18 protein-coding genes are annotated in these 24,518 nt (G+C 68.6%); 6 read left to right on the top strand and 12 right to left on the bottom strand.

The genetic code is table 11. The annotated features are described in order from the left end of the window. Window positions 1-17 precede the first annotated feature (17 nt). Together INR38_RS18680 and INR38_RS18675 are read right to left on the bottom strand one after the other, a co-directional pair. Complete coding sequence (locus INR38_RS18680; RefSeq protein ID WP_242699117.1) at window positions 18-950, bottom strand: ATP-binding protein; 933 nt, start codon at window positions 948-950, stop codon at window positions 18-20. Window positions 951-1,025: 75 nt separating this feature from the next. Further along, the gene (locus INR38_RS18675) at window positions 1,026-1,805 is read right to left on the bottom strand and encodes a response regulator transcription factor (RefSeq protein WP_012205218.1); all 780 of its coding nucleotides are present in this window, start codon (window positions 1,803-1,805) and stop codon (window positions 1,026-1,028) included. A 658-nt stretch (window positions 1,806-2,463) separates the two neighbouring features. Here INR38_RS18675 and INR38_RS18670 point away from each other — a divergent pair. The 4 genes from INR38_RS18670 (at window position 2,464) to INR38_RS18655 (ending at window position 6,619) form a co-directional block, all read left to right on the top strand. Beyond that, window positions 2,464-2,949, top strand: a complete 486-nt coding sequence (locus INR38_RS18670) for a hypothetical protein (RefSeq protein ID WP_012205217.1) — start codon at window positions 2,464-2,466, stop codon at window positions 2,947-2,949. A gap of 98 nt (window positions 2,950-3,047) precedes the next feature. After that, window positions 3,048-3,470, top strand: coding sequence for a hypothetical protein (locus tag INR38_RS18665; RefSeq protein WP_012205216.1), 423 nt, complete (start codon window positions 3,048-3,050; stop codon window positions 3,468-3,470). 239 nt (window positions 3,471-3,709) lie between these two features. Beyond that, window positions 3,710-5,347, top strand: a complete 1,638-nt coding sequence (locus tag INR38_RS18660) for a DUF4384 domain-containing protein (protein WP_043820886.1) — start codon at window positions 3,710-3,712, stop codon at window positions 5,345-5,347. Window positions 5,348-5,386: 39 nt separating this feature from the next. Beyond that, window positions 5,387-6,619, top strand: a complete 1,233-nt coding sequence (locus INR38_RS18655) for an SEL1-like repeat protein (protein WP_123691300.1) — start codon at window positions 5,387-5,389, stop codon at window positions 6,617-6,619. A 23-nt stretch (window positions 6,620-6,642) separates the two neighbouring features. Here INR38_RS18655 and INR38_RS18650 read toward each other — a convergent pair whose 3' ends face one another. From INR38_RS18650 to INR38_RS18635, 4 genes are all read right to left on the bottom strand, one after another. Next, entirely contained in the window at window positions 6,643-7,482 is an 840-nt protein-coding gene (locus INR38_RS18650; RefSeq protein ID WP_123691302.1) for an HDOD domain-containing protein, read from the bottom strand. A 28-nt stretch (window positions 7,483-7,510) separates the two neighbouring features. After that, a complete protein-coding gene (locus tag INR38_RS18645) occupies window positions 7,511-9,871 on the bottom strand; it encodes a Tex family protein (RefSeq protein WP_207442702.1) in 2,361 nt (786 codons plus the stop codon). A 179-nt stretch (window positions 9,872-10,050) separates the two neighbouring features. Next, window positions 10,051-11,787: a multicopper oxidase domain-containing protein gene (locus tag INR38_RS18640; RefSeq protein ID WP_207442703.1), complete on the bottom strand. Its 1,737-nt coding sequence runs from the start codon at window positions 11,785-11,787 to the stop codon at window positions 10,051-10,053. Between the two features lie 23 nt (window positions 11,788-11,810). After that, window positions 11,811-12,938: a chromosome condensation regulator gene (locus tag INR38_RS18635; protein ID WP_207442704.1), complete on the bottom strand. Its 1,128-nt coding sequence runs from the start codon at window positions 12,936-12,938 to the stop codon at window positions 11,811-11,813. A 297-nt stretch (window positions 12,939-13,235) separates the two neighbouring features. On the opposite strand from INR38_RS18635, the gene INR38_RS18630 reads away from it, so the two are divergent. Further along, the gene (locus INR38_RS18630) at window positions 13,236-14,348 is read left to right on the top strand and encodes a DUF72 domain-containing protein (RefSeq protein WP_207442705.1); all 1,113 of its coding nucleotides are present in this window, start codon (window positions 13,236-13,238) and stop codon (window positions 14,346-14,348) included. On the opposite strand, the gene INR38_RS18625 is transcribed toward INR38_RS18630, so the two are convergent. The 6 genes from INR38_RS18625 to INR38_RS18600 all read right to left on the bottom strand — a co-directional run bounded on the left by INR38_RS18625 (window position 14,333) and on the right by INR38_RS18600 (window position 23,585). After that, window positions 14,333-14,662 (bottom strand): antibiotic biosynthesis monooxygenase, encoded by a 330-nt coding sequence (locus tag INR38_RS18625; protein WP_034392796.1) that lies wholly within the window; start codon window positions 14,660-14,662, stop codon window positions 14,333-14,335. The genes INR38_RS18630 and INR38_RS18625 overlap by 16 nt on opposite strands. Before the next feature lie 50 nt (window positions 14,663-14,712). Next, complete coding sequence (locus INR38_RS18620; protein WP_207442706.1) at window positions 14,713-16,182, bottom strand: efflux transporter outer membrane subunit; 1,470 nt, start codon at window positions 16,180-16,182, stop codon at window positions 14,713-14,715. After that, a complete protein-coding gene (locus tag INR38_RS18615; protein ID WP_207442707.1) occupies window positions 16,179-19,376 on the bottom strand; it encodes an efflux RND transporter permease subunit in 3,198 nt (1,065 codons plus the stop codon). Before INR38_RS18615 ends, INR38_RS18620 begins: the two co-directional genes overlap by 4 nt. 18 nt (window positions 19,377-19,394) lie before the next feature. Continuing rightward, window positions 19,395-20,762, bottom strand: a complete 1,368-nt coding sequence (locus tag INR38_RS18610) for an efflux RND transporter periplasmic adaptor subunit (protein ID WP_207442708.1) — start codon at window positions 20,760-20,762, stop codon at window positions 19,395-19,397. 166 nt (window positions 20,763-20,928) lie between these two features. Next, window positions 20,929-22,353, bottom strand: coding sequence for an MFS transporter (locus tag INR38_RS18605; RefSeq protein WP_034392786.1), 1,425 nt, complete (start codon window positions 22,351-22,353; stop codon window positions 20,929-20,931). Next, complete coding sequence (locus INR38_RS18600) at window positions 22,350-23,585, bottom strand: multidrug effflux MFS transporter (protein WP_013802722.1); 1,236 nt, start codon at window positions 23,583-23,585, stop codon at window positions 22,350-22,352. The genes INR38_RS18605 and INR38_RS18600 overlap by 4 nt, the downstream gene beginning before the upstream one ends. A gap of 220 nt (window positions 23,586-23,805) precedes the next feature. Here INR38_RS18600 and INR38_RS18595 point away from each other — a divergent pair, with 220 nt between their 5' ends. Next, window positions 23,806-24,516 (top strand): DUF1566 domain-containing protein, encoded by a 711-nt coding sequence (locus INR38_RS18595; protein WP_123691316.1) that lies wholly within the window; start codon window positions 23,806-23,808, stop codon window positions 24,514-24,516. The last annotated feature ends 2 nt before the right edge of the window (window positions 24,517-24,518 follow it).

Genomic DNA, 24,518 nt, shown 5'->3' with positions numbered 1-24,518 from the left:
CCGGCGCATCGGCCCGATCACCAGCGCACACGCACCACGGTCCCCCCACCGGCCCGCGGCAAGATGTCCAGCACAGCCCCGATGGCATGGGCGCGGCGATGCATGCCTGCCAGGCCCATGCCCTGCAGGCCAGGCGGGATGGCACCCTGCGCAGGGTCAGGGTCAGGGTCAGGGTCAGGGTCAGGGCCAGGGTCGGAAGGCAGGCCGCAGCCGTCATCTTCCACGCGCAGTTCCCAGTGCAATGCACGCCGGGCATCGCGGCCAGGGCTTGCAGCATCTGCACGATCCACCGGCTCCAGCACCAGCCACAGCGTGGTGGCGCGCGCATGCTGCAGCGCATTGCTCACGGCCTCCTGGGCGATGGCCAGCAACTGCTGGGACGGCTGGCCACGCGGCAAGTCTGGCAGGTCGGGCAGGTCTGGCACCCCGCGCAGCCCGGCGGCGGCATGCGGATCGGCCACGCTCCAGCAGATGCGCATGCCGCGCCGGTCCAGCACGGGCTGCAGCCGGTGGCGCAGGCGCGCCAGCCGCACGGGCAAGGCGTCTTCCATGGCGTCCATGGCATCCACCATGAGCCGCAGGTCCAGCAAGCCCTGCTCCAGCAATTCCTGCGCCTGGCGCTGGCGGGTCTCGCGCGGGTCCAGCAAGGCCATGGCATGCACCAGCAGCCCGCCCACGCCGTCGTGCAGGTCGGCGGCAATGCGCCGGCGCTCGGCCTGCACTTCGCGCGAGGGCCGGGGACTGCGCCGGCGCCGCCACAGCAGCAGCCTGTGCAGTCGCCGGGCGCCCATGGCGCACAGCAGCGCCGTGGATACCAGCAGCGCCAGGCTGGCCAGGCTCAGCCACGGCGGGGCCTGGGCGCCCGCCTGCCAGAGCCAGGCGCACAGGACCAGCATCTGCAGCAGGCCCAGGGCCAGGCAGATGGCCAGCGTGCGAAGGGGATCTTTCATGGCCAAGCCGTGCCAGGCGCGGCCGCCATGGCCCGGGCGGCGGCAGGCCGCTGCGGGCAGGACGCCGCCCCAGGATCAGAACAGGCCGCGCAGCGATGCAAAGCGTACCGCCTGGGCGCGTGTGCGCACCTGCAGCTTGCGGTAGATGTTCTTGATGTGCGTGTTGACCGTCATGGCGCTGATCATCAGGCGCGAGCCGATCTCGGCGCTGGTGTAGCCGCTGGCGACCATGCGCAGCACCTCGCGCTCGCGGGTGGACAGGCGGTCTGCCTCGTCGGGCGTGCGGCGCTTGGGCTCGGCGCCCTGGGTCTTGTCGAAGCGCTGCAGCAACCTGCGCGCCAGGCTGGGGGTGACGGATGCGCCGCCATTGGCCACCTGCAGCACGGCCTGCGGATAGTTGCCGAACCAGGAGTTCTTGACGAGGTAGCCCGTGGCGCCCAGCTCGAAGGCGCGCAGCACCTGTTCGTCGTTTTCCATCACGGAGATGATGACGGCCTCGGCCGTGGGCCGCACGGTCTTCATCATGTCCAGCAGCTCGAAGCCCTCGCCGTCACCCAGGTTCAGGTCCACCAGCATCACGTCGAATTCATGCTGGCGGATGGCCTTGCGCCCGTCGCGCACGCTGCCGGCCTGGGCCACGACCAGGGTGCGCGGGTCGTTCATGATTTCCTGCGCAATGACCATGCGGATATGGGCATCGTCGTCCACCAGCAGCACCCGCACGGGCTTGTCGGGCTGGCCCGCCAGATAGTCAGGCCACATGGCAGAGCTCAGACCTGTGCCCAGCATGCCCTGGGCGCGAGGGGACTCGGCGATAAGGGGTCGGGCATCGGCGGGAACGTCGGATGGATTCATGCTGCTCTCCTCAAATGTCACGCCATGTGTATGACGCAACCGATCACAGACTTGCCTTTCCACATTAAGAGAAATCGCAACCGATATCCACAATCTTTGACGAAGTTTGTGAAAGATTGCGTAGATTACAAATTAACACCTTTGTGTGAGGAATCGACTACGGAGTTTCCTGAGCGCCGGCCCGGCGGATCTTGCGGATCCAGACACCGCGCACCGCGCCTCCAATCCCGCCCTGTGACAAAGGCCGATCCCGCCTTTGTTGCGGCCGCCGGCCTCAGGTGCGTGCACTTCGATACACCAGGTTGCCCAAAAGCCCCCCGCACCCGCCGAAACGGCGACCCCAAGCAAAGCTGCAACCGTGAATTTTCTGTCGTTACACCTTGAAACTACCCAGATCCATTCATCGCGCACGTCTGCCGCTTTAACGCGATGCAGCCTGCCTGCAAACGGCTTGGGTGGGTAAGTACCCGGCAAGTGGATCAGCGCTCATGGCTACCCCGGACAAGAGATGGAATGGACGGATCTCCCCGAGCACATTGGAGTCCAGACAACGAGCAGGGGTCCAGGGAGACAAAGCCGGAAACCTCCGCAAAGTGTCTGCAAAACGGGTGCTTACACACCTCTTCCTGATAGTCCGATTCTTCATCAAGGAGCCATCATGAAATCGCTTGCAATTCTTTCCCTGAGCTTGATCGCAACAGCTGCCATGGCAGGCCCCATGGGTGGTGGCGGCGGTGGCGGCAGCGGCGGCGGCAGCAGCAGCTCCCAGATCGAAATCAATGGCCCCAGCGTTCAGGTCACCCTGCTGAACAGGAGCGGCGTGCTGAACGTGGCAACGGGTGGTGGCAAGGCCTCCCAGAACCTGGCCAGCAATGCAGGCAACGTGACCATCGATCGCAGTGGCAGCTCGCTGCAGGTCGTCGCAGCCACCGGCAGCGGCATCCTGAACAAGGCCGATGGCTATAGCGCAGTGGCCGTCAACAACCTGGCCTCCAACTATGGCGAAGTGGACGTGAAGAGCACTTCGATCCAGGTGGTGGCTGCCAAGAACTCCGGCATCATCAACTACGCCGGCAACGGTTCCATGGCAGTGCAGAACATCTCCAGCAACAACGGCTGCGTGACCTGCTACAACAACCACTGAGTCTGGCTGCCGGACGAAGGAAACTGCCGGGCGGCCCCAGGCCACCCGGCGGCACCTTCCCGGCGAAAACCCAGCTCACCGCACCAGGAGAGCCCACCATGCACACCGCCGCCCATCTCTGTTCGGCTGCCCTACTGGCCTGGCTCGCCCTCGGAGCGAACCCCCTTCATGCAGCGGCCCCCGGCGAAGACCCGGTGGTGCTGAACAAGCCCGTCGACTACCTCAGGCTGCCCACGGCCAAGCAGCCGACATCGTCGGGGCTGGACACCGTCACCGACATCCCCATCAATGTCAAGGCCAAGATCGCGCGCTACGAAGCCATGTCCATGACCAATGCGCCCGGTATCTCCACCGAGGCGAACGTGGTGACCACGACCACGACGAGCAGCACGGGCATGCAGCGCACCTGCACCCAGGACCTGGCCAGCAACACCAACGCCAGCGCATTCAACCGCTATGGGCCCCAGACCAAGGACCAGATCGTGGTCCTCAAGGGCGACCTGGTCAACGTCTGCCGCTAGCGCGACACAGGGCGGCCAGCCTTCGGGCCGCCCACCATTTCTCGATCCCCCATTTCCGGCGCCGACGCCCGTGCGCGCCTGTGCCCTGGCTCGCCGTTTTCCAGCAGAGGTCCATCATGCGCAACCGCCTTCCATCGCCAGGACTTCCCCGCCCCGATGCCGCGCTGCAGCCGGCACTCGGCGGCCATGCGGACGACCGTGGGACTTTCCGCCAGCGATGGTCCGGCAGACAGGGTTGCATGCGGGCCATTGCCTGCGCCGTCTCGGCCTCCATCGTGCTGCTGTCGGGCTGCGCGCCGCTGGATGCGCGCAAGGACGCCAAGTACCTGGACAAGGTCTATGCGGCCGACCGCCCCGTGGTGCGGCCGGTGCGCTCGATATCGAGCTTTTCCGACTCGCTGATGTGCATGGACAGGATGTTCCGCAACAGCCACATGCCCACGGTGCTGATCACCAGCAAGCAGCTGCCCGACTACTCGGGCCGCGTGGCCGTGGCCGCCAAGGAGATGGTGGTCACCGCCCTGTCCCAGATGTCGCGCGTCAGCAGTGCCTTCCGCTACGTGGACTATGAGGTGGACATCGCCCGCCAGGATACGGTGCAGAACCTCACCACCATCTTGCTCAACAACAACCAGATCCAGCTGCAGCGCCCTGCCCTGTATGTGTCGGGCGCCGTGTCCTTCATGGACCAGAACGTGCTGCGCAACAACGTGGACATAGGCACCAGCGCCTCGCGCCTGGAAACCGGCTACAGCGCCAACCGCAGCGGCGCCGTGCTGGGCATGGAGCTGCACCTGGGCGACTTCCGCACGCGCACCATCATCCCGGGCCTGGATTCGGCCAACGAGGTCGTCATCGGCAACGGCAGCCAGGGGCTGGACCTGTCCGGCCGCATCGGCACCTACGGCGTGCAGTTCAGCGTGGGCCGCGACTATGCCCAGGGCTCGGGCCCGGCCGTGCGCACCCTGGTCGAGCTGGGCATGATCGAGCTGCTGGGCAAATGGTCGCGCCTGCCCTACTGGCAGTGCCTGACGCTGGACCAGACCCACCCCGACTTCCAGCGCCAGCTGCGCGACTGGTACGAAGAAGGCGAAGCCGGCATCCACCAGGAACTGGTGCGCCAGTCGCTGATCAGCAAGGGCTATCTGCCGCCGGACGCCCCGGCCTTCACCGCAGGCAACCCGCAGTGGCGCGAGGCCATAGGGCGCTTCCAGGCCGACAGCGGCATGGTGGTCAACGGCGTGGTGGACTTCAACACCTACGAACGCGCACTGCGCGACTTCGTGGCCGTGGGCGCCGATGGGCACATCACGCGCATTGGCTGGAACACCAAGAGCGCAGCGCCGGTCACCACCGCCTCCGAGAACGTGGCCGTGGGCACGGGCGACTACCGCTACGGCGCCCCCGCGCCCGACCGCAAGCTGGACCTGTGGGTGGAGAACATCACGCCCACGCGCACCTCCTTCGAGACGGGTGAGCAGCTCTTCCTGTCCACCACCGTGTCGCGTGCCTCCTACCTGTCGTGCTTCATGGCGGGCGCCGATGGCGAGGTCACCCGGCTGGTGCCCAACGACGTGAACCGCTCGGGCTGGATCACCGCCGCCCAGTCCGTGCGCCTGCCCGACTGGATGAGCCCCAACCCCGGCTATGTGATCAACGCCGGCCCTCCCGGCAAGGAAGGCGTGGCCTGCTTCGCTACCGAGCAGAACATGACCGACAAGCTGCCCACGCTGCTGCAGGGCAAGGCCTTCATCGCCATCCCGGGCATGCGCTCCCTGGAGGATGTCAACCAGTACATGGCCAGCTCGCTGGGCGCAGACGGGTACACCGGCTCGGCCCGCTTCTGGCAGGTGGTGCCGGCCCAGGCCAAGCGCTGATGCACGGTGCGGAACACAAGCCAACCAAAGGCACCTGCCATGCCCTCCAGCGCTCATGAAACCTCCCCGCGGCGGCGCCGCGGGCTGCGCCTGACCGCCAGGCTTGTGCTGCCCGGGCTGCTGGTGGTGCTGCCCGGTCTGGCGCCCGCCGTGCTGCCGCATGTGCAGGCGGCAGCACGCTTCACGCCGGTCATGCCCATCCGGGTGGCGACGGCCAGCGTGTACGGCTCCCAGCCGGGCACCAGCAACATCAATTCGACCTCCGACACCGCCCAGCAACGGGCCCTGTCCCAGCTACGCAGCCGCGCCGAAGGCAAGGGCGTGAGCCCAGCCACGCAGCGCGAGGCGCAATGGGTCATGGGCCTGCTGGCACTGCATGGCATTGCCATGGCCCAGGACGGGCCACAGGCCAGGCAATGGTTCGAGCGCGCGCAGCGCGCCGGCCATCCGCTGGCCAGCGCTGGACTGGCCTGGTGCGCCATGGACGGTTGCGGCCAGCCCCCCGATCCACCGACTGCAAGGCCCTGGATCGCCCAGCTGGCCAAGACCGACCCGGCCCGTGCGCAATACCTGGAATGGCTGCTGGCACGGCGCCTGGCGCCGCTGTCCACGGCCGAGCCCGTGGGCGAGGCCTTGACCGTGGCAGGCACGCCCGACAAGGAACTGCTGCAGCGCGCGGCGCGTTCGGGCAGCCCCGGCGCCCAGCTGGAATGGGGCCTGGCCCTGCTCGCGCAGGACGAGCCCGAGGCCGCCCTGCGCCAGTTCCGCGCGGCGGCGCCACGCTCATCCAGCGCGGCGACCAATGCGCAGATGCTGGGCGACCGCATGCGGCCCGCGGGCCAGCTCGTGTCGGCCCAGGGCACGTCTGCCCCGCCTGCGGCGCAGGGGCCGCAACGGCTGCAGCGCACGCCGGAGTTGCGGGGCTCGCCCAGCGAGCAGGACATCCAGGTGCGCCAGCCCGTCACGGCCCAGCAGCAGTGGGAGCAGGCCCAGCGCTATCACCGTGGCGAAGGCGTGCCGGCCAACTACACCGAGGCCCTGCGCCTGTACCAGCAGGCGGCGTCCCACGGCCATGTGGCATCGCGGCGCATGCTGGAGTTGATCTATTCGCGCCCCGCACAGGGCGGCGGTGTGGACATTGGCTGGATGCAGCAGCTGGCACGCATCGACCCCATGACCATGCAGCCCATGGCGCCCATCAGCCCCGCGCCCTACCGGCGCGACCCCACGCCGCTTTTCGACATGGTGCCGGCGCCCTGGCACCGGAACTGACGCTGGCGGCCCTGGGCCCTGCCCTAAAGCAGCACATCCAGGCCCGTGTCGGCCATCCAGTCCACCGGGTCCTGGCGCAGCACCATGTCGATGTCCAGGCCCAGAGCCACCCCCACTTCACCGGGAAAGCTCACGGCCAGCGCGCGCTCGCCCCATTGCGCCTCGCGCGATCGGGCGCGCCATGCGGCGATGTGCAGCACGCAGGCCAGGGGATCGAAGCCGGGCTGGGCCAGCGGCGCGTGCAGATGCTGCAGCGCGTCGGCCAGCAGCGGCGGAAAATTCCAGCGCCGTGCCAGGCCTGCGCTGACATGGCTGTATGCGTAGCCGCACAGCCGCATCTCCAGTTCGGCACGGCGCGGGTCCAGCGGGCCGACCAGCTCGGAGATGGTGGCCGCACGGCCGGGGTCGATCATGTGCATGGCCAGCTCGCCCAGCCCGTGCAGCAGGCCTGCCGCGTAGGCCGCCGTGGGGCTGGCCTGCACCGTGCCGGCCAGCGCGCGGGCCACGCGTGCGGCATCCACGCTGTAGCGCCAGAAGGCCGGCATGGCCACGCCCGGCACGGCATGCGTGCCCACGCCCAGCGGCATGCCCCGCACGATCTGGCGCAACTGCGCGGGCGCCAGCAGGGCCAGCGCCTCCGGAATGCCGGTGACACGGCCCGCCATGCCGAAGACCGGGCCGTTGGCCTGCGCCAGCAGCCCGGCAGCCAGCGCGGGATCGGCCGCGAACAGCTGGCTCAGCCGGCGCAGGCTGGGCTGCTCGGGCACCAGCTCGCGCAGCAGCAGCGCGACAATGCGCGGCTGCGCCGGCAGGGCCAGCGTCTGGGTCAACAGCGTCTGCAGATCCAGTGCGTGCGCAGCCATCGCGTTTCCTGCCTTGCCCTGCCCGGCCTTACTTGCGGGTCTGCAGTTTGGCGAAGGCCGAGGCCATGGCCGACTGCTGCGCCGGCTCGGGCGCGCGGCGCTGGCCGCCCTGATGGCCCTGGCTGCCCCGGCCTGCGCTCTCGAAGCGGTTGTCACGGGGGCCGTCGCGGCGCGCGGGCGCCGCATCCAGCTTCATGGTCAGGCTGATGCGCTTGCGCGCCACATCGACCTCCAACACCTTGACCTTGACGATCTGGCCGGTCTTGACGACCTCACGCGCGTCCTCGATGAACTTGTGGCTCATCTGGCTGACGTGGACCAGGCCATCCTGGTGCACGCCCAGGTCCACGAAGGCGCCGAACTGGGCCACGTTGCTGACCGTGCCCTCCAGCGTCATGCCTTCCTTGAGGTCCTTGATGTCTTCCACGCCGTCATTGAAGCGGGCGACGACGAAGTCCGGGCGCGGATCGCGGCCGGGCTTTTCCAGCTCGCCCAGGATGTCCTTGATGGTGATGGCACCGAACTGCTCATTCACGAACTGCTCGGCCTTCAGGCCCTTGAGCACCTCGGAGCGGCCCATGAGCTGGTCCACGCTCTTGCCCGTGGTGGCAATGATGCGTTCGACCACGGGATAGGTTTCCGGGTGCACGCCCGTCATGTCCAGCGGGTTGTCGCCGCCGCGGATGCGCAGAAAGCCTGCGGACTGCTCGAAGGTCTTGGCGCCCAGGCCAGCCACGTCCATCAGCTGCTTGCGGCTCTTGAAGGAGCCGTTGGCATCGCGCCAGCGCACCACCGACTTGGCCACGCTGCCCGACAGGCCCGAGACGCGCGACAGCAGCGGCGCCGAGGCCGTGTTCAGGTCCACGCCCACGGAGTTCACGCAGTCCTCGACCACGGCATCGAGCTGGCGCGCCAGCTCGCTTTGGTTCACGTCGTGCTGGTACTGGCCCACGCCAATGCTCTTGGGGTCGATCTTGACCAGCTCGGCCAGCGGGTCCTGCAGCCGACGCGCAATGCTGGCGGCGCCGCGCAGGCTCACGTCCACGTCTGGCATTTCCTGCGAGGCGAACTCGCTGGCGGAATACACGGAAGCGCCGGCCTCGCTGACCACGACCTTCTCGATCTGGCGGTCGGCCTTGCTGGCGATCTTGATCAGGTCGGCCGCCAGCTTGTCCGTCTCGCGGCTGGCCGTGCCGTTGCCGATGGCAATCAGGTTGATCTGGTGCTTTTCGGCCAGGCGGGCCAGCACGGCCAGGGAGCCGTCCCAGTCGCGGCGCGGCTCATGCGGGTAGATGGTGGTGGTGTCCACCAGCTTGCCCGTGCTGTCCACCACGGCCACCTTGACACCCGTGCGGATGCCCGGGTCCAGGCCGATGACGGCGCGCTGGCCCGCAGGCGCGGCCAGCAGCAGGTCGCGCAGGTTGTCGCCAAAGACCTTGATGGCCACCTTCTCGGCGTCTTCGCGCAGGCGCGAGAACAGGTCGCGCTCGGTGGACAGGCTCAGCTTGACGCGCCAGGTCCAGGCCACGCACTTGCGGATCAGGTCGTCGCTGGCGCGCTTGGCGTGGCTCCAGCCCAGGTGCAGGGCGATCTTGCCTTCGGCCAGGCTGGGCTGGCCGGGCTCGGGCTCCACGGGAAGAACCAGCTTGGCTTCGAGGATCTCCAGCGCGCGGCCGCGGAACACGGCCAGGGCGCGGTGCGAGGGCACGCGGCCAATCGGTTCGTCGTACTCGAAATAGTCGCGGAACTTGGCGACCTCGGGGTCGTTCTCGTTCTTGGCCTCGATCTTCTTGGAGCGCAGCAGGCCGTCTTCCCACAGCCATTCGCGCAGCTTCTGCACCAGCGCCGGGTCTTCGGCCCAGCGCTCGGACAGGATGTCGCGCACGCCATCGAGCACGGCGAAGGTGGTGGAGAAATCGGGGCCCGGCTTGCCGTCGTCCAGGGTGGTGGCGGGCTTGCAGAAGGCCTCGGCCTCCTTGTGCGGGTCCAGCGTGGGGTCGGCAAACAGCTTGTCGGCCAGCGGCTCGATGCCGAATTCCTTGGCAATCTGGCCCTTGGTGCGGCGCTTTTGCTTGAAGGGCAGGTATATGTCCTCCAGCTCCTGCTTGGTCGGCGCATTGGCAATGGCCAGGCGCAGCGCATCGGTCAGCTTGCCCTGCTCGTCGATGGCCTTGAGCACCGTGCCCCGGCGGTCTTCCAGCTCGCGCAGATAGCCCAGGCGTTCGTCGAGCTGGCGCAATTGCGCGTCGTCCAGGCCGCCGGTCACTTCCTTGCGGTAGCGGGCGACGAACGGAACCGTGGCTCCGCCATCAAGCAATTCGACCGCAGCACCCACTTGCTGCGGCTTGACATTCAGTTCTGCGGCGATTTGGCCAATGATTTTTTGCATTCGAGAGGCGCCCCGTGGCGTGGAATCCGGAAAGCGGCCAAGTGTGCCACACGCGATTCGGGCCGGGCCGCTCACGGCCCGCCCGCAAATGCAAGCATTTCTTGCAGGCCAATGAATTCAAGGGCTTGCAACATGAAGCCGGAAGGGCGCGGGAATGGCCGATAGGACAAGCCCGGCTTTCAGGGCCGCACATCCACGATCTGCATCATTCCCAGGTCCTCATGGTCCAGCGCATGGCAATGCCAGACGAACTTGCCGTGGAAATCCGCGAACCGCATGCGAAAGGTGATGCTGCCCTTGGTGACCCCCGCCGCCCCGCTGCTGCCCGTGCCCGGCGGCACGGGCAGGGTGTCGGCCCAGAACGGCGTCACCGGCGCGCCGTTGACCCTGACCACATAGCAATCGTTGACGTGGATGTGAAAGGGATGCGGGTAGCCGTTGTAGTTGTAGATCGTCCACTCCTCCACCGCATTGAAGGGCACGGTCTGCACAGGCGTGAGGCTGGAATGGATGGGCGACATGCCCAGCGGCATGGCCTCGGTGCCCACCGCAAACACCGATCGGTTGCCGCCCACCTTCAGCACCCAGCTTTCGCCGGTCGGCATGGGCGCCAGGGCCGGGTCGCGCACGCCCTTGTCCTCGTCGTCGGCCAGCACGGCCAGGCGCAGGACGCGCTGCACGCCACCATGGCTGGCCAGTTCGGCATCGGTGATGGGCGTGTAGTCGCCGGGCCGGCGCAGCAGGGCCGGGTCGGGCACGCGGGCCTGCACGGGCTCGCCCTGCACCACCACCCGGGCCAGCACCTCCTCGAAGGGCTCGTTGCCGCTTGGCCGGTGAAAGGACGGGCACGCGGCCGCGCGCAGGAAATACTCGCCCGGCGCCATCGATGCCTGCACCACCATGGACAGGCGCCCGCCCGGGTAGATGTAGTTGCCGGGCCAGTCGCGCATGTCCAGCGGCTGCCCGGCCGTCTGCCGGCTCAGCGGCCGGTAGATGCCGCCGTAATGGTTGCCGTCGCGGCCATAGACATTCATCACATGCCCGTCGAGCACGGGATGCAGCGGGTAGAACGACGAAGGATTGACGATGTGCCAATGCTGCACCTCGCCGGGCCGCATCACGATGGTGGGCTGGTAGGCGCCGTTGAGCAAAAAGGCGCCGGCCGGATTCTGCATCGAGTCTTCCAGCGTATCGGTGCGGCCCTTGGCGTTGACGGTGAGCTTGTGGGCGAACAGCACGCGCTCGCGCATGTTCACGCTGGCACGGAACGGGTCCTGCGCATCGGCCACGATGATGGCGCCGAACATGCCGCTGGAGACCTGGGCATTGGTGGCGCCGTGCAGATGCGGGTGGTACCAGTAGATGCCGCAACTGTGGTCGTCGGGCAGATGGATCTCGTGGTAGCGCGTGGCGCCGGGCGCGATGCCGGCATCCGGCCCGTCCACCACGTAGTCGCCAAACACGCCGGGCCGTATCTCGCGCGGGTCCACGTGCAGGCCGTGGAAATGCATGTTGGTGCTGTTCTGGTGGTTGAGCAGCGCCCAGTCCGAGCCCTGGGGCGAGGCCGGCAGCTGGTTGTGCACCCACATCTTCAGCGTGTCGCCGGGGCGCAGCCACAGCGTGGGCGCCGTGTATCGCCCATTGAAGCTGCGCAGCTCCAGACGCCGCCCGGGCTGCCGATCGGCCGGATAGCGGGCCCAGCGCGCAATGTCGCTGTCCGGCAGGTCCATGTCCATGGATGCATAGCCCACGTTCAGGTGCAGCTCCAGCACGCCGTTGACGGAGCGCAGCGCCTGCGGCTCGGGCAGATCGTCGCGCGGACCGCCTCCACCGCCGCAGCCGGGCAGCACGGCGCCCGCCGTCAGCAGGGCGCCCCATTGCAGCAGCGCCCTGCGGTTCAGGCCCGGGGCGGGCATTGAATGTTCCTGTTGCAGATGCTTCACAGGGCCTCCTTTGCCGTGCCGGCGATTGCGTTGGTTTCAGTCAGGTCATTGAGGGCGTGCAGGGCCAGCGCATGGGGGCGGGACTGGGCCTGGGCCCCGTCCTCGCCCTGGCAGGCGCCATGGCGGTTGTCGCCCCAGGCCCAGCAGCGCCCGCCGTGCTCCAGCGCCAGCACATGCGTGCCGCCCACGCTGATCTGCTGCACCGCCGCCAGGCCGGGCACGGCGTGAAAGCCCGCGCGGGGTGCCGCATCGCCCTGGCCCAACTGGCCCAGGCCATTCCAGCCCCAGGCCAGCACCTGCCCGCCCTGCGTGGTCGCCGCCGAAAAATGCAGGCCCGCCGCCAGACTGCTGAGGCGCTCAGGCACGGCAATGCGCACGGGGCCGGGACTGTAGGCCGCCTGCAGCCCCTGGTCCAGCTGGCCCTGGTGGTTGGAGCCCCAGCCCCACAGCCGCCCCTTCTCATCCAGCGCCAGGCTGTGCGTGGCGCCCGCCGCCACCGCCACCACGGCCGCAGCGCCCTGCGGCAGCACCACGCGCTGCGCACGGCTGCGCTGCACCAGATCGCCCTGCCCCAGTTGGCCGGCCGCATTGGCGCCCCAGGACCAGACCTGCCCCCTGGCGTCCAGCGCCAACGCATGGCCCATGCCCACGGACACGCTGCGCACGGAGGGCAGGCCCTGCACGCGCTGCGCACCGGGCATGGCGTCCGACCATCCCCAGAGTGCGCCTTCGCGGTCCTGCACATAGGCCTGCTGCTCACCCGCCCAGATGCGCCGCACCCCGGCGTCCTGCCGGCCCAAGGCCAAAGGCCTGGGCACGGCGCCCACGGCATCGCGGACCTGGGGCGCAACGGCATAGGCCTGGCCATCCGCCCAGGCCAGCAGCGAATGGCCCGCGTCCACCAGCCCCTCCCAACGCGTGCCACGGGGGCTCAGGCGCTGGGGCACGGGCTGGGAAAAGCTGCGGTGGCCGATGCGCGTGGCATCGGGCGCACAGACCCCGGCAGCATCCACGCCTTCGGGCAGGGTGCGCAACACCTCCAGATTGCCCCAGGCGAATACGCCCTCCGATGTGATGAGCACGGACCGCTGCGGGCCCGCCACTACCTGTTCTATGGTCAGCATCACCCTCTCCTTTGCGTGTTTTGCGTGTTTCGCGTGTCTTGGGGCACCCCGACACGGCGGTACAGCTGCCCGTGAGGTGTCAGTGCGGATTGTTCAAAGGAAGCGGGTGGGTGGCAATCACTGAAAACTGTGATTCCTCAAGAGCGCCTTAGGCTCCGTCAATCGATCCCGCCCCAGGCCTGCGACGCGGCATTGGCCTCCAGGCACATCGCCATCGCGGCCGGGGCCTGCGTGGCCTGAGTGCCTACGCGGGCTGCGCTGGCGCAGCGGCATCATGGACAATCCATGCTCCAGCCCATGCAAGACGATCTGTTTGGCGCGCCGCCCTCGCCGCCGCCTTCCCCACCCTCTTCCGCTCCGGTCCCGCCTGCCGCCAGCGCGGCGCCTGGCGGCCGCAAGCCGGCACCGCGCAAGGCCGTCGGCGCCGTGCAGCTGGCGCCCCAGGCACTGCAATGGCAGGCGCTGGCGGACCAGCTTCCGCAGGGCTTGCGCATGGGGGTCTCCACCTGGTCCTATCCGGGCTGGGAAGGTTTGATCTGGGATGGCGCCTATGACAAAAGCGTGCTCGCCAAGAAGGGACTGGAGGCCTATGGCCGGCATCCGCTGATGCGAACGGTCTGTGTGGACCGCAGCTTCTGGAGGCCGTTGACGGCCAGCCAGTACCTGGCCTTCGCGGGCCAGGTGCCGGCCGATTTCCGCTTCGTGGTCAAGTGCCCTTCGGTGGTCACCGATGCGCAGGTCCGCGACGAGGATGGCAAGGGCATGTCGCTGAACCCCGTGTTCCTTCAACCCGATCTGGCCGTGACCAGCTTCGTCGAGCCCACGCTCGAAGGGCTGGGCGAGCAGCTCGGCGTGCTGGTGTTCCAGCTCAGTCCCATGACCTGGGGCCTGCTGAGCCGTCCCACCGAACTGCTGGCGCGGCTGCAGGCCATGCTGGACGCGGTGCGAGCGGCGCTGGCCGCCCATCCGCTGGGCGCGCAGATCATCGTGGCGGTGGAAGTGCGCGACCCGGAGCTTTTGACGCCCGAGCTGGCGGACACGCTGCGCGCTGCAGGCGCCACCTTCTGCCTGGGGCTGCACGGCAAGATGCCGCCCATCGAAGAGCAATTGGTTTTTCTGCGCGGGCTGTGGCCCACCCCGCTGGTCTGCCGCTGGAACCTGAACCGCGAGTTCGGTGCCTACGGCTATCCCGATGCGCAAAAGAAGCACGATCCCTTCGACGAGATCCGCACGCCCGATGTGCACACGCGCTCCATCCTCGCCAAGACCATCGATGGCATCACCAGCCGCGGGCTGCCCGCCTTCGTGACGGTGAGCAACGATGCCGAAGGCTGCGCGCCGCGCTCCATCGCGCTGCTGGCCGAGGCCGTGGTGCAAGCGCAGGCGGCCCGGATTCAGCGCTTGCCGTAGGCGCGCTCCACGCGGGCCACGCGCAACTCATAGTGCTCGTACCAGGCGTCCTTGCCCAGTTGCTGGGCGACCAGGTGCTCGGCATCCTGCTTCCAGCGCGCAATGGATTCGGCCGTGGACCAGTAGGACACGGTGATGCCGAAACCGTCCTCGCCGCGCGTGCTTTCCGCGCCCAGGAAGCCTTGCTGCTGCGCGGCCAGGTCCACCATGCGCTGGGCCATGAGGCCGTAGCCATCATCGTCGTCACGCGTCCTGCGCGACGAGAAGATGACGGCGTAGTAAGGCGGCTCGGGGGTGTTGGCAAAGGGGCTCATCGTGGTCGGGGCGGCATGTTCTGCGGGACCGCGCAATACACCGCCCGCGCTCAGGAATTCGCCGGTGCCGAGGCGGACGACGCCTGCACCTGCTCGCCGCCCAGCACCTTCCACAGCGTGACGCGGTTGAGCTGCTCGGACAGGCGCAGGCCGATCAGGGTCTGCTGGGCCGTGTAGAGGCTGCGCTGCGCATCCAGCACGGTCAGGTAGTTGTCCACGCCGGCCTTGAAGCGGGCCTCCGACAGGTCAAAGGCCTTTTGCGTGGCGGCGACCATGCTGGTCTGGGCGGCCAGGCGCTCGTCCCACTGCGCGCGATCGGCCAGCACGTCGGCGGTTTCGCGGAAGGCCGTCTGCACGGCCTTCTCGTACTGGGCGATGGCGATGCGCTGGTTGGCCTCGGCCACCTGCACGCCCGCACGGTTGCGGCCACCATCGAAGATGGGCAGGCGCACCAGGGGGATGAAGCTCCAGGTGCTGCTGCTGCCGCCAAAGAGGCCATCGAGCTCGCGGCTGCCCGATCCCACGCTGGCCGTGAGGCTGATGGTGGGGAACATGGCAGCGCGTGCGGCGCCGATGTTGGCCTCCATGGCGCGCAGGTTGTTCTCGGCGGCCTGGATGTCGGGGCGCACCAGCAGCACGCTGGAGGGCAGCGGCGCCGGCACGGGCTGCAGCGCGGCCGCGGGCCGGGCATCGGCGCGCAGCGTGGCGGCGCCGGGCAGCAGGGCCTCGGGCAACGGGCCGCCCACCAGCAATTGCAGGGCGTTGCGGTCACGCTCCACCTGGGAGGTGAAGCTGGCCACGTCGCCGCGCGCCGTGTCCACCGTGGTCTGGTTCTGGGCCAGCACCAGGCCCGATGTGGAGCCAATCTCGTGCATGCGCCGCGTCAGCTCGTAGGCCTTCTCGCGGCTGGCCAGGGTGTCGCGCGCCAGCTGCAGGCGGGCCTGGTCGGCCGCCAGCGTGAGCCAGCCGTTGGCCACATCGGCCACCAGGCCGATCTGCACATTGCGCCGGTTCTGCTCGCTTTGCAGGAACTGCTGCAGCGCCGCCTCACTGAGGTTGCGCACGCGGCCCCACAGGTCGATCTCATAGCTGGCAAAGCCCAGCTGGGCCGTGTACTGGGTGCTGACCGAGGCCGCCTGGGTGGCGCTGGTCATGCCGGCGGCCGTGCGCGCACGGCTGGCCTGGGCCTGGGCGGTGACGCTGGGCAGCAGGTCGGCGCGCGTGATGCCGTACTGGGCACGCGCGCGCTCGATGCTTTCCACGGCCACGCGTAGGTCGCGGTTGTTGGACAGGGCCAGCGCAATGACCTCGCGCAGCTGCTGGGACTGCACCCAGCCCAGCGCGGCGGCGGCCTGCAGGCTGGCCTCGTCGGCCTGGGCCGGCGTTGCGGCCGTGCTGCCCACGGTATCGGGCACGGGCATGTCGGGCGTGCGGTGCTGCGGCGCGAGGTTGCAGCCGGTCAGCAGCGCCGCCAGCGCCGCCGCTGCGGCCAGTGCGGAGACATTCGTTGGGCGCCTCATGCTGCGCTCTCCTTTGCGGTATGCGGTGAATCAGGTGATCCGGCAGTGGGCTGGGGCGCGTCGTCCTCGGTGCGCGAATGGCTCTTGAACCAGCTGCGGATCAGCAGGAAGAACACGGGCACCAGGAAGATGCCCAGCACCGTGGAGGCCAGCATGCCGCCGAGCACGGCCGTGCCGATGGCATTGCGCCCGCCCGCGCCGGCCCCCGTGCCGATGGCCAGCGGAATGACGCCGAAGCCGAAGGCCAGCGAGGTCATCAAGATGGGACGCAGGCGCAGGCGCACGGCCGAGACCACGGCGTCGAAGATGCTCTTGCCCTGCTCCTGCAGCTGCACCGCGAATTCCACGATCAGGATGGCGTTCTTGGATGCCAGGCCCACCGTGGTCAGCAGGCCTACCTGGAAGTACACGTCGTTGGTCAGTCCGCGCGTGTAGGTGGCGGCCAGCGCGCCCACCACGCCCAGCGGCACGGCAAGCATCACCGACAGCGGCACGGTCCAGCTTTCGTACAGCGCCGCCAGGCACAGGAACACGAAGAGGATGGAGATGGCGTACAGCAGCGGCGCCTGAGCGCCGGACTGGCGCTCCTGCAGCGAGGCGCCGGTCCACTCGTAGCCTATGCCGGCCGGCAGGGTGCGCAGGATGTCCTCCACGATCTGCATGGCCGTGCCCGAGCTGACGCCGGAGGCGGCGCGGCCTTCCATTTCGTAGGCCGGGTTGCCGTTGTAGCGCATGAGCTGGGGCGAGCCGTAGGCCCAGTAGCTGCTGGAGAACGAACTGAACGGCACCATCTCGCCCTTGGCGTTGCGCACCGTCCATTTGGCGATGTCCTGGGGCAGCATGCGGTGCGGCGCATCGCCCTGGATGTAGACGCGCTTGACGCGCTCGTTGTTCAGGAAGTCGTTGACATAGGTGCCGCCCATGGCGCTGGACAGCACGCTGTTGATGTCGGTGTACGACAGGCCCAGTGCGGCGGCCTTGCGGTCGTCGATGTCCAGGCGCAGCTCGCTGGCGTCTTCCAGGTTGGTCATGCGCAGATTGGTGAGCTCGGGTCGCTTGCGGGCCTCGGTCAGGAATTTCTCCTTGGCCTCCAGCAGCGCCTGGTGACCCAGGCCGTTTATGTCCTTGATCATGAAGTTGAAGCCCGAGCTGGAGCCCAGGCCGCGCACGGCCGGCGGCAGCACGACCAGCACGCGCGCATCGCGGATGGAGGACAGGTCTTTGGTCGCGCGGTGCGCGATCTCGGAGGCCGACTGGCCGGGCAGCGGACGCTCCTCCCAGGTCTTCAGCCGCACGAAGGCGCGTGCCGAGGCCTGGTCGCCGTTCAGGCCCGAGACCTGGTAGAAGCTCACCACGTCGGGCTGCTTGGCAAAGTAGTCGCGCACCTCGTCGAGCACGCCCTGCAGCCGCGTATCGGCCGCGCCCGAAGGCAGGTTGATATTGACGAAGACGAAGCCCTGGTCCTCGTCCGGCAGGAAGGAAGTGGGCAGGCGCGCCATCAGCAGCCAGACCACGCCGCAGACGGCCAGGAAGATCAGCATCATGCGCTTGGCGCGGCGCAGCGAGTAGGCCACCGTGCCCTGGTAGCGCGCGGCCGTGGCGTCGAAATGGTGGTTGAACCAGCGGAAGAACCGGTCATTCACCCCCAGGATGCCGCTGCGGATGGGGCGGTCATGCCGTGCCCCGCCCCCTGCGGGCGGCTTGAGCAGCGTGGCGCACAGCGCCGGCGTCAGCGTCAGCGCCACGAACACCGACAGCGCCATGGCCGCGACGATGGTGATGGAGAACTGCCGGTAGATCACGCCCGTGGAGCCGCCGAAGAAGGCCATGGGCACGAACACGGCCGACAGCGTCACGCCGATGCCCACCAGGGCCGGCGTGATCTCGCGCATGGACTGGCGCGTGGCCTGCTTGGGCGACATGCCCGTCTCGTGCATCACGCGCTCGACGTTCTCCACCACGACGATGGCATCATCCACCAGCAGGCCGATGGCCAGCACCATGGCGAACATGGTCAGCGTATTGATCGAGTACCCGGCCAGCGACAGCACGCCGAAGGTGCCCAGCAGCACCACGGGCACGGCGATGGCGGGGATCATCGTGGCGCGGAAGTTCTGCAGGAAGATGAACATCACGATGACCACGAGGATCATGGCCTCGCCCAGCGCGCTGACCACTTCCTTGATGGAGGCGCGCACGAAGGGCGTGGAGTCCGAGCTGACGAAGTAGTCGATCTCGTTGGGGAAGAACGGCTTGAGCTCGGCCAGCTTGGCGGCGATGGTGTCGGCCACCTGCATGGCATTGGCGCCATCGGCCAGCACGATGCCCATGCCCGCGCCGGGCAGGCCGTTGAGCTTGGCCTTGATGGTCAGGTTGTCGGCTCCCAGCTCCACGCGGGCCACGTCCTTCATGAGCACCACCGAGCCGTCCAGCGAGGACTTGAGCACGATATCTTCGAACTGCTCCACCGTCTTGAGCTTGGTGCGCGCCGTGATGGTGGCGTTGAGCTGCTGGTCGGAGACGGCGGGCAGCGCGCCCAGCTGGCCGGCCGAGACCTGGGCGTTCTGCGAGTTCAGCGCATTGACCAGGTCCGACGGCATCAGCGCGTACTTCTCCATCTTGGCCGGGTCCATCCAGATGCGCATCGCATAGTTGGTGCCGAAGACGTTGACATCGCCCACGCCGTCGAGGCGGCCGATCACATCGACCAGGTTGCTGGTCAGGTAGTCGCCGATGTCGACCGCGGTCATGGCCGGGTCCTTGGAGAAGAAGCTGTAGGTGACCAGGAAGTCCTGGCCGCCCTTGTTCACGAACACACCCCGGCTCTTGACCGCATCAGGCAGGCGGTTCACGGCGGACTGCAGCTTGTTTTGCACCTGCACCTGGGCCACGTCGATGTTGGTGCCCGGCGCAAAGGTCAGCGTGGTGCGCGCGCGGCCCGAGGCGTCGGACGTGGAGCTCATGTAGAGCATGTTGTCGATGCCCTTGAGCTGCTGCTCGATGATCTGGGTCACCGAGTTCTCGACCGTCTCGGCCGAGGCGCCCGTGTACTGCGCACCGATGGTCACGCGCGGCGGCGCGATGTCGGGGTATTGCTCCAGCGGCAGCGTGAAGATGGACAGCGCGCCGCCCAGCATGATGACGATGGCGATGACCCACGCGAAGATGGGCCGGTTGATGAAGAACTGAGCCATGTGACGGGTTCCTGCGGCTTAGCCGGCGGCCGGAGCAGGAGCCGCTGCCGGTGCTGGTGCAGGAGCTGTAGCAGGCGCCTTGTCCGCAGCGCCAGGTGCTGCCGGCCCTTCTGCCGGCTTGCCCTTGCGGGCCTGGGCCTTGGCGCGCAGGTCCACCTCCACGGCGCGCACCTTGTCGCCGGGCTTGATGCGCTGGAAGCCATCGACCACCACGCGTTCGCCGGCCGACAGGCCGTCCTGCAGCAGCCACATATTGCCCACGGCACGGTCGATGTTCACGGGCCGGCGCTCGATCACGTCGTCGGCCTTGGCCACCAGCACGCTGGCCTTGCCGGTCAGGTCGCGCGTCACCGACTGCTGGGGCACCAGCAGCGCCTCGGGCGCCAGGCCCGTGGGCAGCAGCGCCTGCACATACATGCCCGGCATGAGAACCCCCTGCGGGTTGGGCACCACGGCGCGCAGCGTCACGCTGCCCGTGGTGGCATTGACGATCACGCCGGCAAATTGCAGCTTGCCCTGGTGGCTGTAGTCCGTGCCATCGTCCAGGCGGATGCGCACGGCCACCTTGTCGCCCTCCACCTTCTGGAAGCGCCCGGCATCCCAGTCGCGCTTGAGTTGCAGCAGCTCGCTGGTGGACTGGGTGAAGTCCACATACATGGGGTCCAGCTGCACGATGGAGGTCAGCGCCTCGGTCTGGTTGGCCGTCACCAGCGCGCCCGGCGTCACGGTGGACAGGCTGATGCGCCCGCTGATGGGCGCCTCGATGCGGCTGTACTTGAGGTTGATGCGCGCGGTCTCCAGATTGGCCTTGGCCACGGCCACGTCAGAGCGCGACTGGGCGGCAGCGGCCTGGCTTTCCTCGAAGGCCTGCTGGCTGATGGCATCGATCTTGACCAGCTCGGCGTTGCGCCGCGCCGTGGCCTCCAGCGTGCGGGCGCTGGCCTCGGACTTGGCCACGGCCGCCTGGGCGCTGGCCTCGGTGGCGCGCAGCGAGGCCGCGTCGATCTGGTAGAGCTGCTGGCCCTGGCGCACCAGGGCGCCCTCGGTGAACAAGCGCTTTTGCACGATGCCCGATACCTGGGGCCGCACCTCGGCGGTCAGCGAGGCGCGCGTGCGGCCCGGCAGCGTGGCGTCCAGCTGCTGGCTCTGCTTTTGCAGCGTGACCACGCCCACCTCGGTCGCGGCCTTGGCCGTGGCGGCAGGTGCGGCATCCTTCTTGGAGCAGGCCGCAAGGCTTGCGGCCAGCGCCAGTGCGCACAGCACGGCGGTGCCGGTGCGCCGGCCGCCGGCCGGCGAGGCGGAAGCTTGTACGTGCCCTGCGCCGGGCTGGGAATCGGAAGGCGCCGCAAGGCGCGGGCTCGGCGAAAAGGGCACGTCAGAAATCATGGGAGCAGCGAAGTCGTTGGGGGCATCGCACGATTGTGCAGTGCCCATATTTCTTGTTTGTAAAGCGGATGGCATGCCACCGAAATCTCCTGGCAAGTCCATCCAGGATGATGCATGTGTCGGAGCGCGCCGACACATGCAAGTTCAATGCCATTTACGGGCCTGTTCAGTGCTTAGGCACGGGTGCCGTGCGCACGCGCAGCAGGCTGAACACGCCCGCCATGGCCGCAAAGCAGCCCGCCACGGCCAGGGCCACGATTTCGGCATGGCCGCCATGTCCGCCCGCGAAGGTGAAGATGGTGGCCAGCACCACGGCGCCCAGGGTCTGCCCCGTGAGCCGCGCCGAACTCAGCATGCCGCCGGCCGCGCCGCTGCGCGCCAGAGGCGCCGTGGTCACGATGGTGTGGTTGTTGGGCGACTGGTACAGCGCAAAGCCGCTGCCCGCCAGCAGCATGCGCCAGACCATGTCCACGGTCGAAGGCGCATCGGGCATGGCCGCCAGCGCCCACAGCCCGCAGGCGAACATGGCCATGCCGATGCCGCCCAGCAGCCCGTCCGCATAGCGGCCGATGAGCCGGCCCGCGATGGGCGCCGTCAGCACCGTGGCCAGCGGCCAGGCCGTGATCAGCAGCCCGGCCTCGATGGGCGACATGCCGTGCGACTCCAGCAGCAGGAACGGCAGCGCCAGGTAGGCCAGCATCTGCGCGCAAAAGGCGCTGACCGATCCGCACATGGACAGCGCAAACACCGGAATGCGCAGCAGGTCCACCGGCAGCAGCGGCGCGGGCAGGCGCCACTGGCGGCGCACATACCAGGCGCCCACCAGCAGGCCCGCGCCCAGCAGCCACCAGCCCGAAGGCAGGGAAGAATCGGCACCGCCGGCGCGCACGCCCAGCTGCTCGCCGCCCAGGAAGATCAGGCTGAACATGAGGATGTTGAGCAGCACATCCAGCGGCGACAGCCGCGCCCCTGCATGGCCGGCCACGGCATTGGCAGGCAGCGCGCGGCGCCCCAGCCACAGCGTGAACAGGCCCAGCGGCAGATTGGCCGCAAACAGCCAGGGCCAGCTGGCCACCGACAGAATCGCCGCCGCCACCGAGGGCCCGGCCATGGATGCCGTCGCCACCACCAGCGAATTCACGGCCATGCCCCGCCCCAGCAGGGCACGCGGATAGATCAGCCGCACCAGGGCGGCGTTGACGCTCATCACACCCGCAGCGCCCAGGCCCTGCAGCGCCCGCGCCGCCACCAGCGTGGGCAGCGACGTGGCCAGCATGGCCGCCAGCGAGGCCACGGAAAACACCAGCATGCCCACCAGGTACACACGGCGGTAGCCCAGGCGTTCGCCCAGGGCCGCCAGCGGCAGCAGCAGCACCAGGCTGGCAAGCTGGTAGGAATTGACCACCCACAGCGTATGGGCCGAGCTGGCCTGCAGCTCGCGCGCCATGGCAGGCAGTGCCAGATTGACCAGGGTGCTGTCCAGCACCGACAGCGTCAGCCCCAGGATGATGACCAGCATCGCCTGGCCGCGAGGGCCTGACGGAAGTCCATCGTGGACAGGCGCAGCCTCTGCCGCGGGTGCCAGGCTCATGAATGGTCCTTTGCGCCCACGCGATGGGCACGCGCACCGCCCAGCGTGATCCAGGCCAGGGCCACACCGATCAGCGCGCCCGTGGCCATGCCCACCACCATGGGCAGGGGCTTGCCCGTGGAGAACAGGCCCACGATCTGCATGGCCGCAGCGCCCGACAGCATCTGCAGCGTGCCCAGCAGCGCCGAGGCCGTGCCGGCAATGGCGCCGTGCTCCTCCAGCGCCAGCACCGAGGTCGTCGGAATCACCAGCCCCATCAGCGCGCTGGCCACAAAGTACAGGCCGATCAGCACGGCCAGCCGCTCACCGCCCAGCAGGTAGTACGACAGCAGCGACAGCATCACCAGGCCCGAGCCGGTGGCCGCCACCTTGACCACGCGCACCAGGCCGAAGCGCTGGCCCAGCCAGCCCGTGAACTGCGCCGCGCCGATGAAGGCGATGGCGTTGAGCCCGAAGGCCAGGCTGTACTGGGTGGAGCTCAGTCCGTAGTAATTGATCAGCACAAAGGGGGAGCCAGCCAGGTAGACGAAAAAGCCCGCCATGGCGCAGCCGCCGATGAAGACCAGGCCCAGGTAATGCCAGTCGCGCAGCAGCACGCCATAGGCGCGCAGTGCGCCGGCCACGCTGCTGTCCAGCCGCGCGGCGGCCCCGCGCGTTTCCTTCAGGCCCATGAACACGGCCACCAGGCCGATCACGGCCGCCACGGCCACGGCCCAGAACACGCCGCGCCAGCTGCTGACGGCGATCACGCCGCTGCCGGCCAGCGGCGCCAGGATGGGAGAGACGCTGAACACCAGCATCAGCAGCGACATCATGCGGGCCGCCGCGTGGCCGGTGTGCAGGTCGCGCACCACGGCGCGCGGCACGGCCATGCCGGCGGCCGCGCCCAGGCCCTGGATGAAGCGCAGCACCACCAGCGTCTCGATGCTGGTGGCCATGGCGCAGCCCACGCTGGCCAGCGCGAACACGGTCAGGCCGAAGTACAGCGGCGGCTTGCGCCCCACCATGTCCGAGACCGGCCCGTACAGCAGCTGGCCCACGCCCAGCGAGAGGAAGAAGGCCGTCAGGCTGGCCTGCACCGCGCCCACCTGGGCACCCAGGCTGCTGCCGATCTGGGGCAGCGCGGGCAGGTACATGTCGATGGCAAACGGACCGATGGCCGAGAGCAGGCCCAGGATCAGCACCAGGCGCAGTGTGTGGGAATCAGGGGAAGCGGGAGAAGAGGAAGGCATAGACGCAGACATAGACGCGCCATTGTGGCGGCAAGCGCGCGGGGCTGCAGGAGGCTGCTCACATTTCCTGGGCATGCAGCCCCGCGCACCTGACGGTGGCGGCTTGCCGTGGCACAAATTCAGAAGCCCGCAATCCTGTTACGCTCTGAAACGAGATTGCCACCCGAGAGGCCAGCCCACCTTTTCATCGCTGCAACTGCCATCGCCACTGCAACACACCATGCGCCCATCCCTGCCTTCCCTTCCACCGGCCCTGAATGCATTGCCAGGGCCCCTGCTCGCCGCCCTGCTGCTGGGTGTCTGCACGCTGGGTTCTGCCCAGGCAGCGCAGCGAGAGACACAGCAGGAGGCACAGCGCGGCCCCAGGCCCGGCGCCGCTCCTGTGCTGGAAGTATCCGAAGACGGCCGCGACGTGATCGACCGGCGCGCCCGCCTGCTGTGGCCACGCTGCGTGGAAGGCATGCAGTGGAATGGCAAGACCTGCACGGGCCTGCCTGAGCTGTTCACGCACAAGCAGGCGCAGGCCCTGGCCGCCGAGCTGGCCAAGCAGGACGGCGTGCGCTGGCGGCTGCCGCGCGTCAACGAGATGCGCCGGCTGATCTCGCGCGATATACGGCCGCAAGGCCTGTCGCCCGAGCTGTTCCCGGGCGCACCGCGCGGCTGGCACTGGACGGGCACGGCAGCCGTGAACGCACGGCCCGTCAATCCCTACAACTACAGCAACATCTCGGGCAGCGCCGGTACGCAGCTGTCGGCCCAGCAGGCCTGGGCGATTGACCTCGACAGCCTGGAGACGCGGCCCGACATGGGGCGCGGCAACCAGCTCATGGTGCGGCTGGTGCGGCCCCTGCCCTCCGCGCCGCCCGATGAAAAGGCCGAGGCTCCCGCCAGGCCGGCCCCCCACAGGCCGGACCCGGACGAGGAGGACTGACG

This window comes from Delftia sp. SD018 (genome assembly GCF_017355445.1).
Classification (GTDB): Bacteria; Pseudomonadota; Gammaproteobacteria; order Burkholderiales; family Burkholderiaceae_C; genus Comamonas; species Comamonas acidovorans.
The sequence above is the reverse complement of the archived record's forward strand: the minus strand, read 5'-3'. Positions and strand labels throughout refer to the sequence as shown.

What these genes read in the sequence shown, in the direction of transcription:
- INR38_RS18655 (WP_123691300.1), top strand. Translation starts at nt 5,387, where the DNA reads ATGCCCTCCAGCGCTCATGAAACCTCCCCGCGGCGGCGCCGCGGGCTG.
- INR38_RS18680 (WP_242699117.1), bottom strand. Translation starts at nt 950, where the DNA reads ATGAAAGATCCCCTTCGCACGCTGGCCATCTGCCTGGCCCTGGGCCTG.
- INR38_RS18640 (WP_207442703.1), bottom strand. Translation starts at nt 11,787, where the DNA reads ATGCCCGCCCCGGGCCTGAACCGCAGGGCGCTGCTGCAATGGGGCGCC.
- INR38_RS18665 (WP_012205216.1), top strand. Translation starts at nt 3,048, where the DNA reads ATGCACACCGCCGCCCATCTCTGTTCGGCTGCCCTACTGGCCTGGCTC.
- INR38_RS18660 (WP_043820886.1), top strand. Translation starts at nt 3,710, where the DNA reads ATGCGGGCCATTGCCTGCGCCGTCTCGGCCTCCATCGTGCTGCTGTCG.
- INR38_RS18675 (WP_012205218.1), bottom strand. Translation starts at nt 1,805, where the DNA reads ATGAATCCATCCGACGTTCCCGCCGATGCCCGACCCCTTATCGCCGAG.
- INR38_RS18620 (WP_207442706.1), bottom strand. Translation starts at nt 16,182, where the DNA reads ATGAGGCGCCCAACGAATGTCTCCGCACTGGCCGCAGCGGCGGCGCTG.
- INR38_RS18615 (WP_207442707.1), bottom strand. Translation starts at nt 19,376, where the DNA reads ATGGCTCAGTTCTTCATCAACCGGCCCATCTTCGCGTGGGTCATCGCC.
- INR38_RS18625 (WP_034392796.1), bottom strand. Translation starts at nt 14,662, where the DNA reads ATGAGCCCCTTTGCCAACACCCCCGAGCCGCCTTACTACGCCGTCATC.
- INR38_RS18610 (WP_207442708.1), bottom strand. Translation starts at nt 20,762, where the DNA reads ATGATTTCTGACGTGCCCTTTTCGCCGAGCCCGCGCCTTGCGGCGCCT.
- INR38_RS18645 (WP_207442702.1), bottom strand. Translation starts at nt 9,871, where the DNA reads ATGCAAAAAATCATTGGCCAAATCGCCGCAGAACTGAATGTCAAGCCG.
- INR38_RS18650 (WP_123691302.1), bottom strand. Translation starts at nt 7,482, where the DNA reads ATGGCTGCGCACGCACTGGATCTGCAGACGCTGTTGACCCAGACGCTG.
- INR38_RS18600 (WP_013802722.1), bottom strand. Translation starts at nt 23,585, where the DNA reads ATGCCTTCCTCTTCTCCCGCTTCCCCTGATTCCCACACACTGCGCCTG.
- INR38_RS18670 (WP_012205217.1), top strand. Translation starts at nt 2,464, where the DNA reads ATGAAATCGCTTGCAATTCTTTCCCTGAGCTTGATCGCAACAGCTGCC.
- INR38_RS18635 (WP_207442704.1), bottom strand. Translation starts at nt 12,938, where the DNA reads ATGCTGACCATAGAACAGGTAGTGGCGGGCCCGCAGCGGTCCGTGCTC.
- INR38_RS18630 (WP_207442705.1), top strand. Translation starts at nt 13,236, where the DNA reads ATGCAAGACGATCTGTTTGGCGCGCCGCCCTCGCCGCCGCCTTCCCCA.
- INR38_RS18595 (WP_123691316.1), top strand. Translation starts at nt 23,806, where the DNA reads ATGCGCCCATCCCTGCCTTCCCTTCCACCGGCCCTGAATGCATTGCCA.
- INR38_RS18605 (WP_034392786.1), bottom strand. Translation starts at nt 22,353, where the DNA reads ATGAGCCTGGCACCCGCGGCAGAGGCTGCGCCTGTCCACGATGGACTT.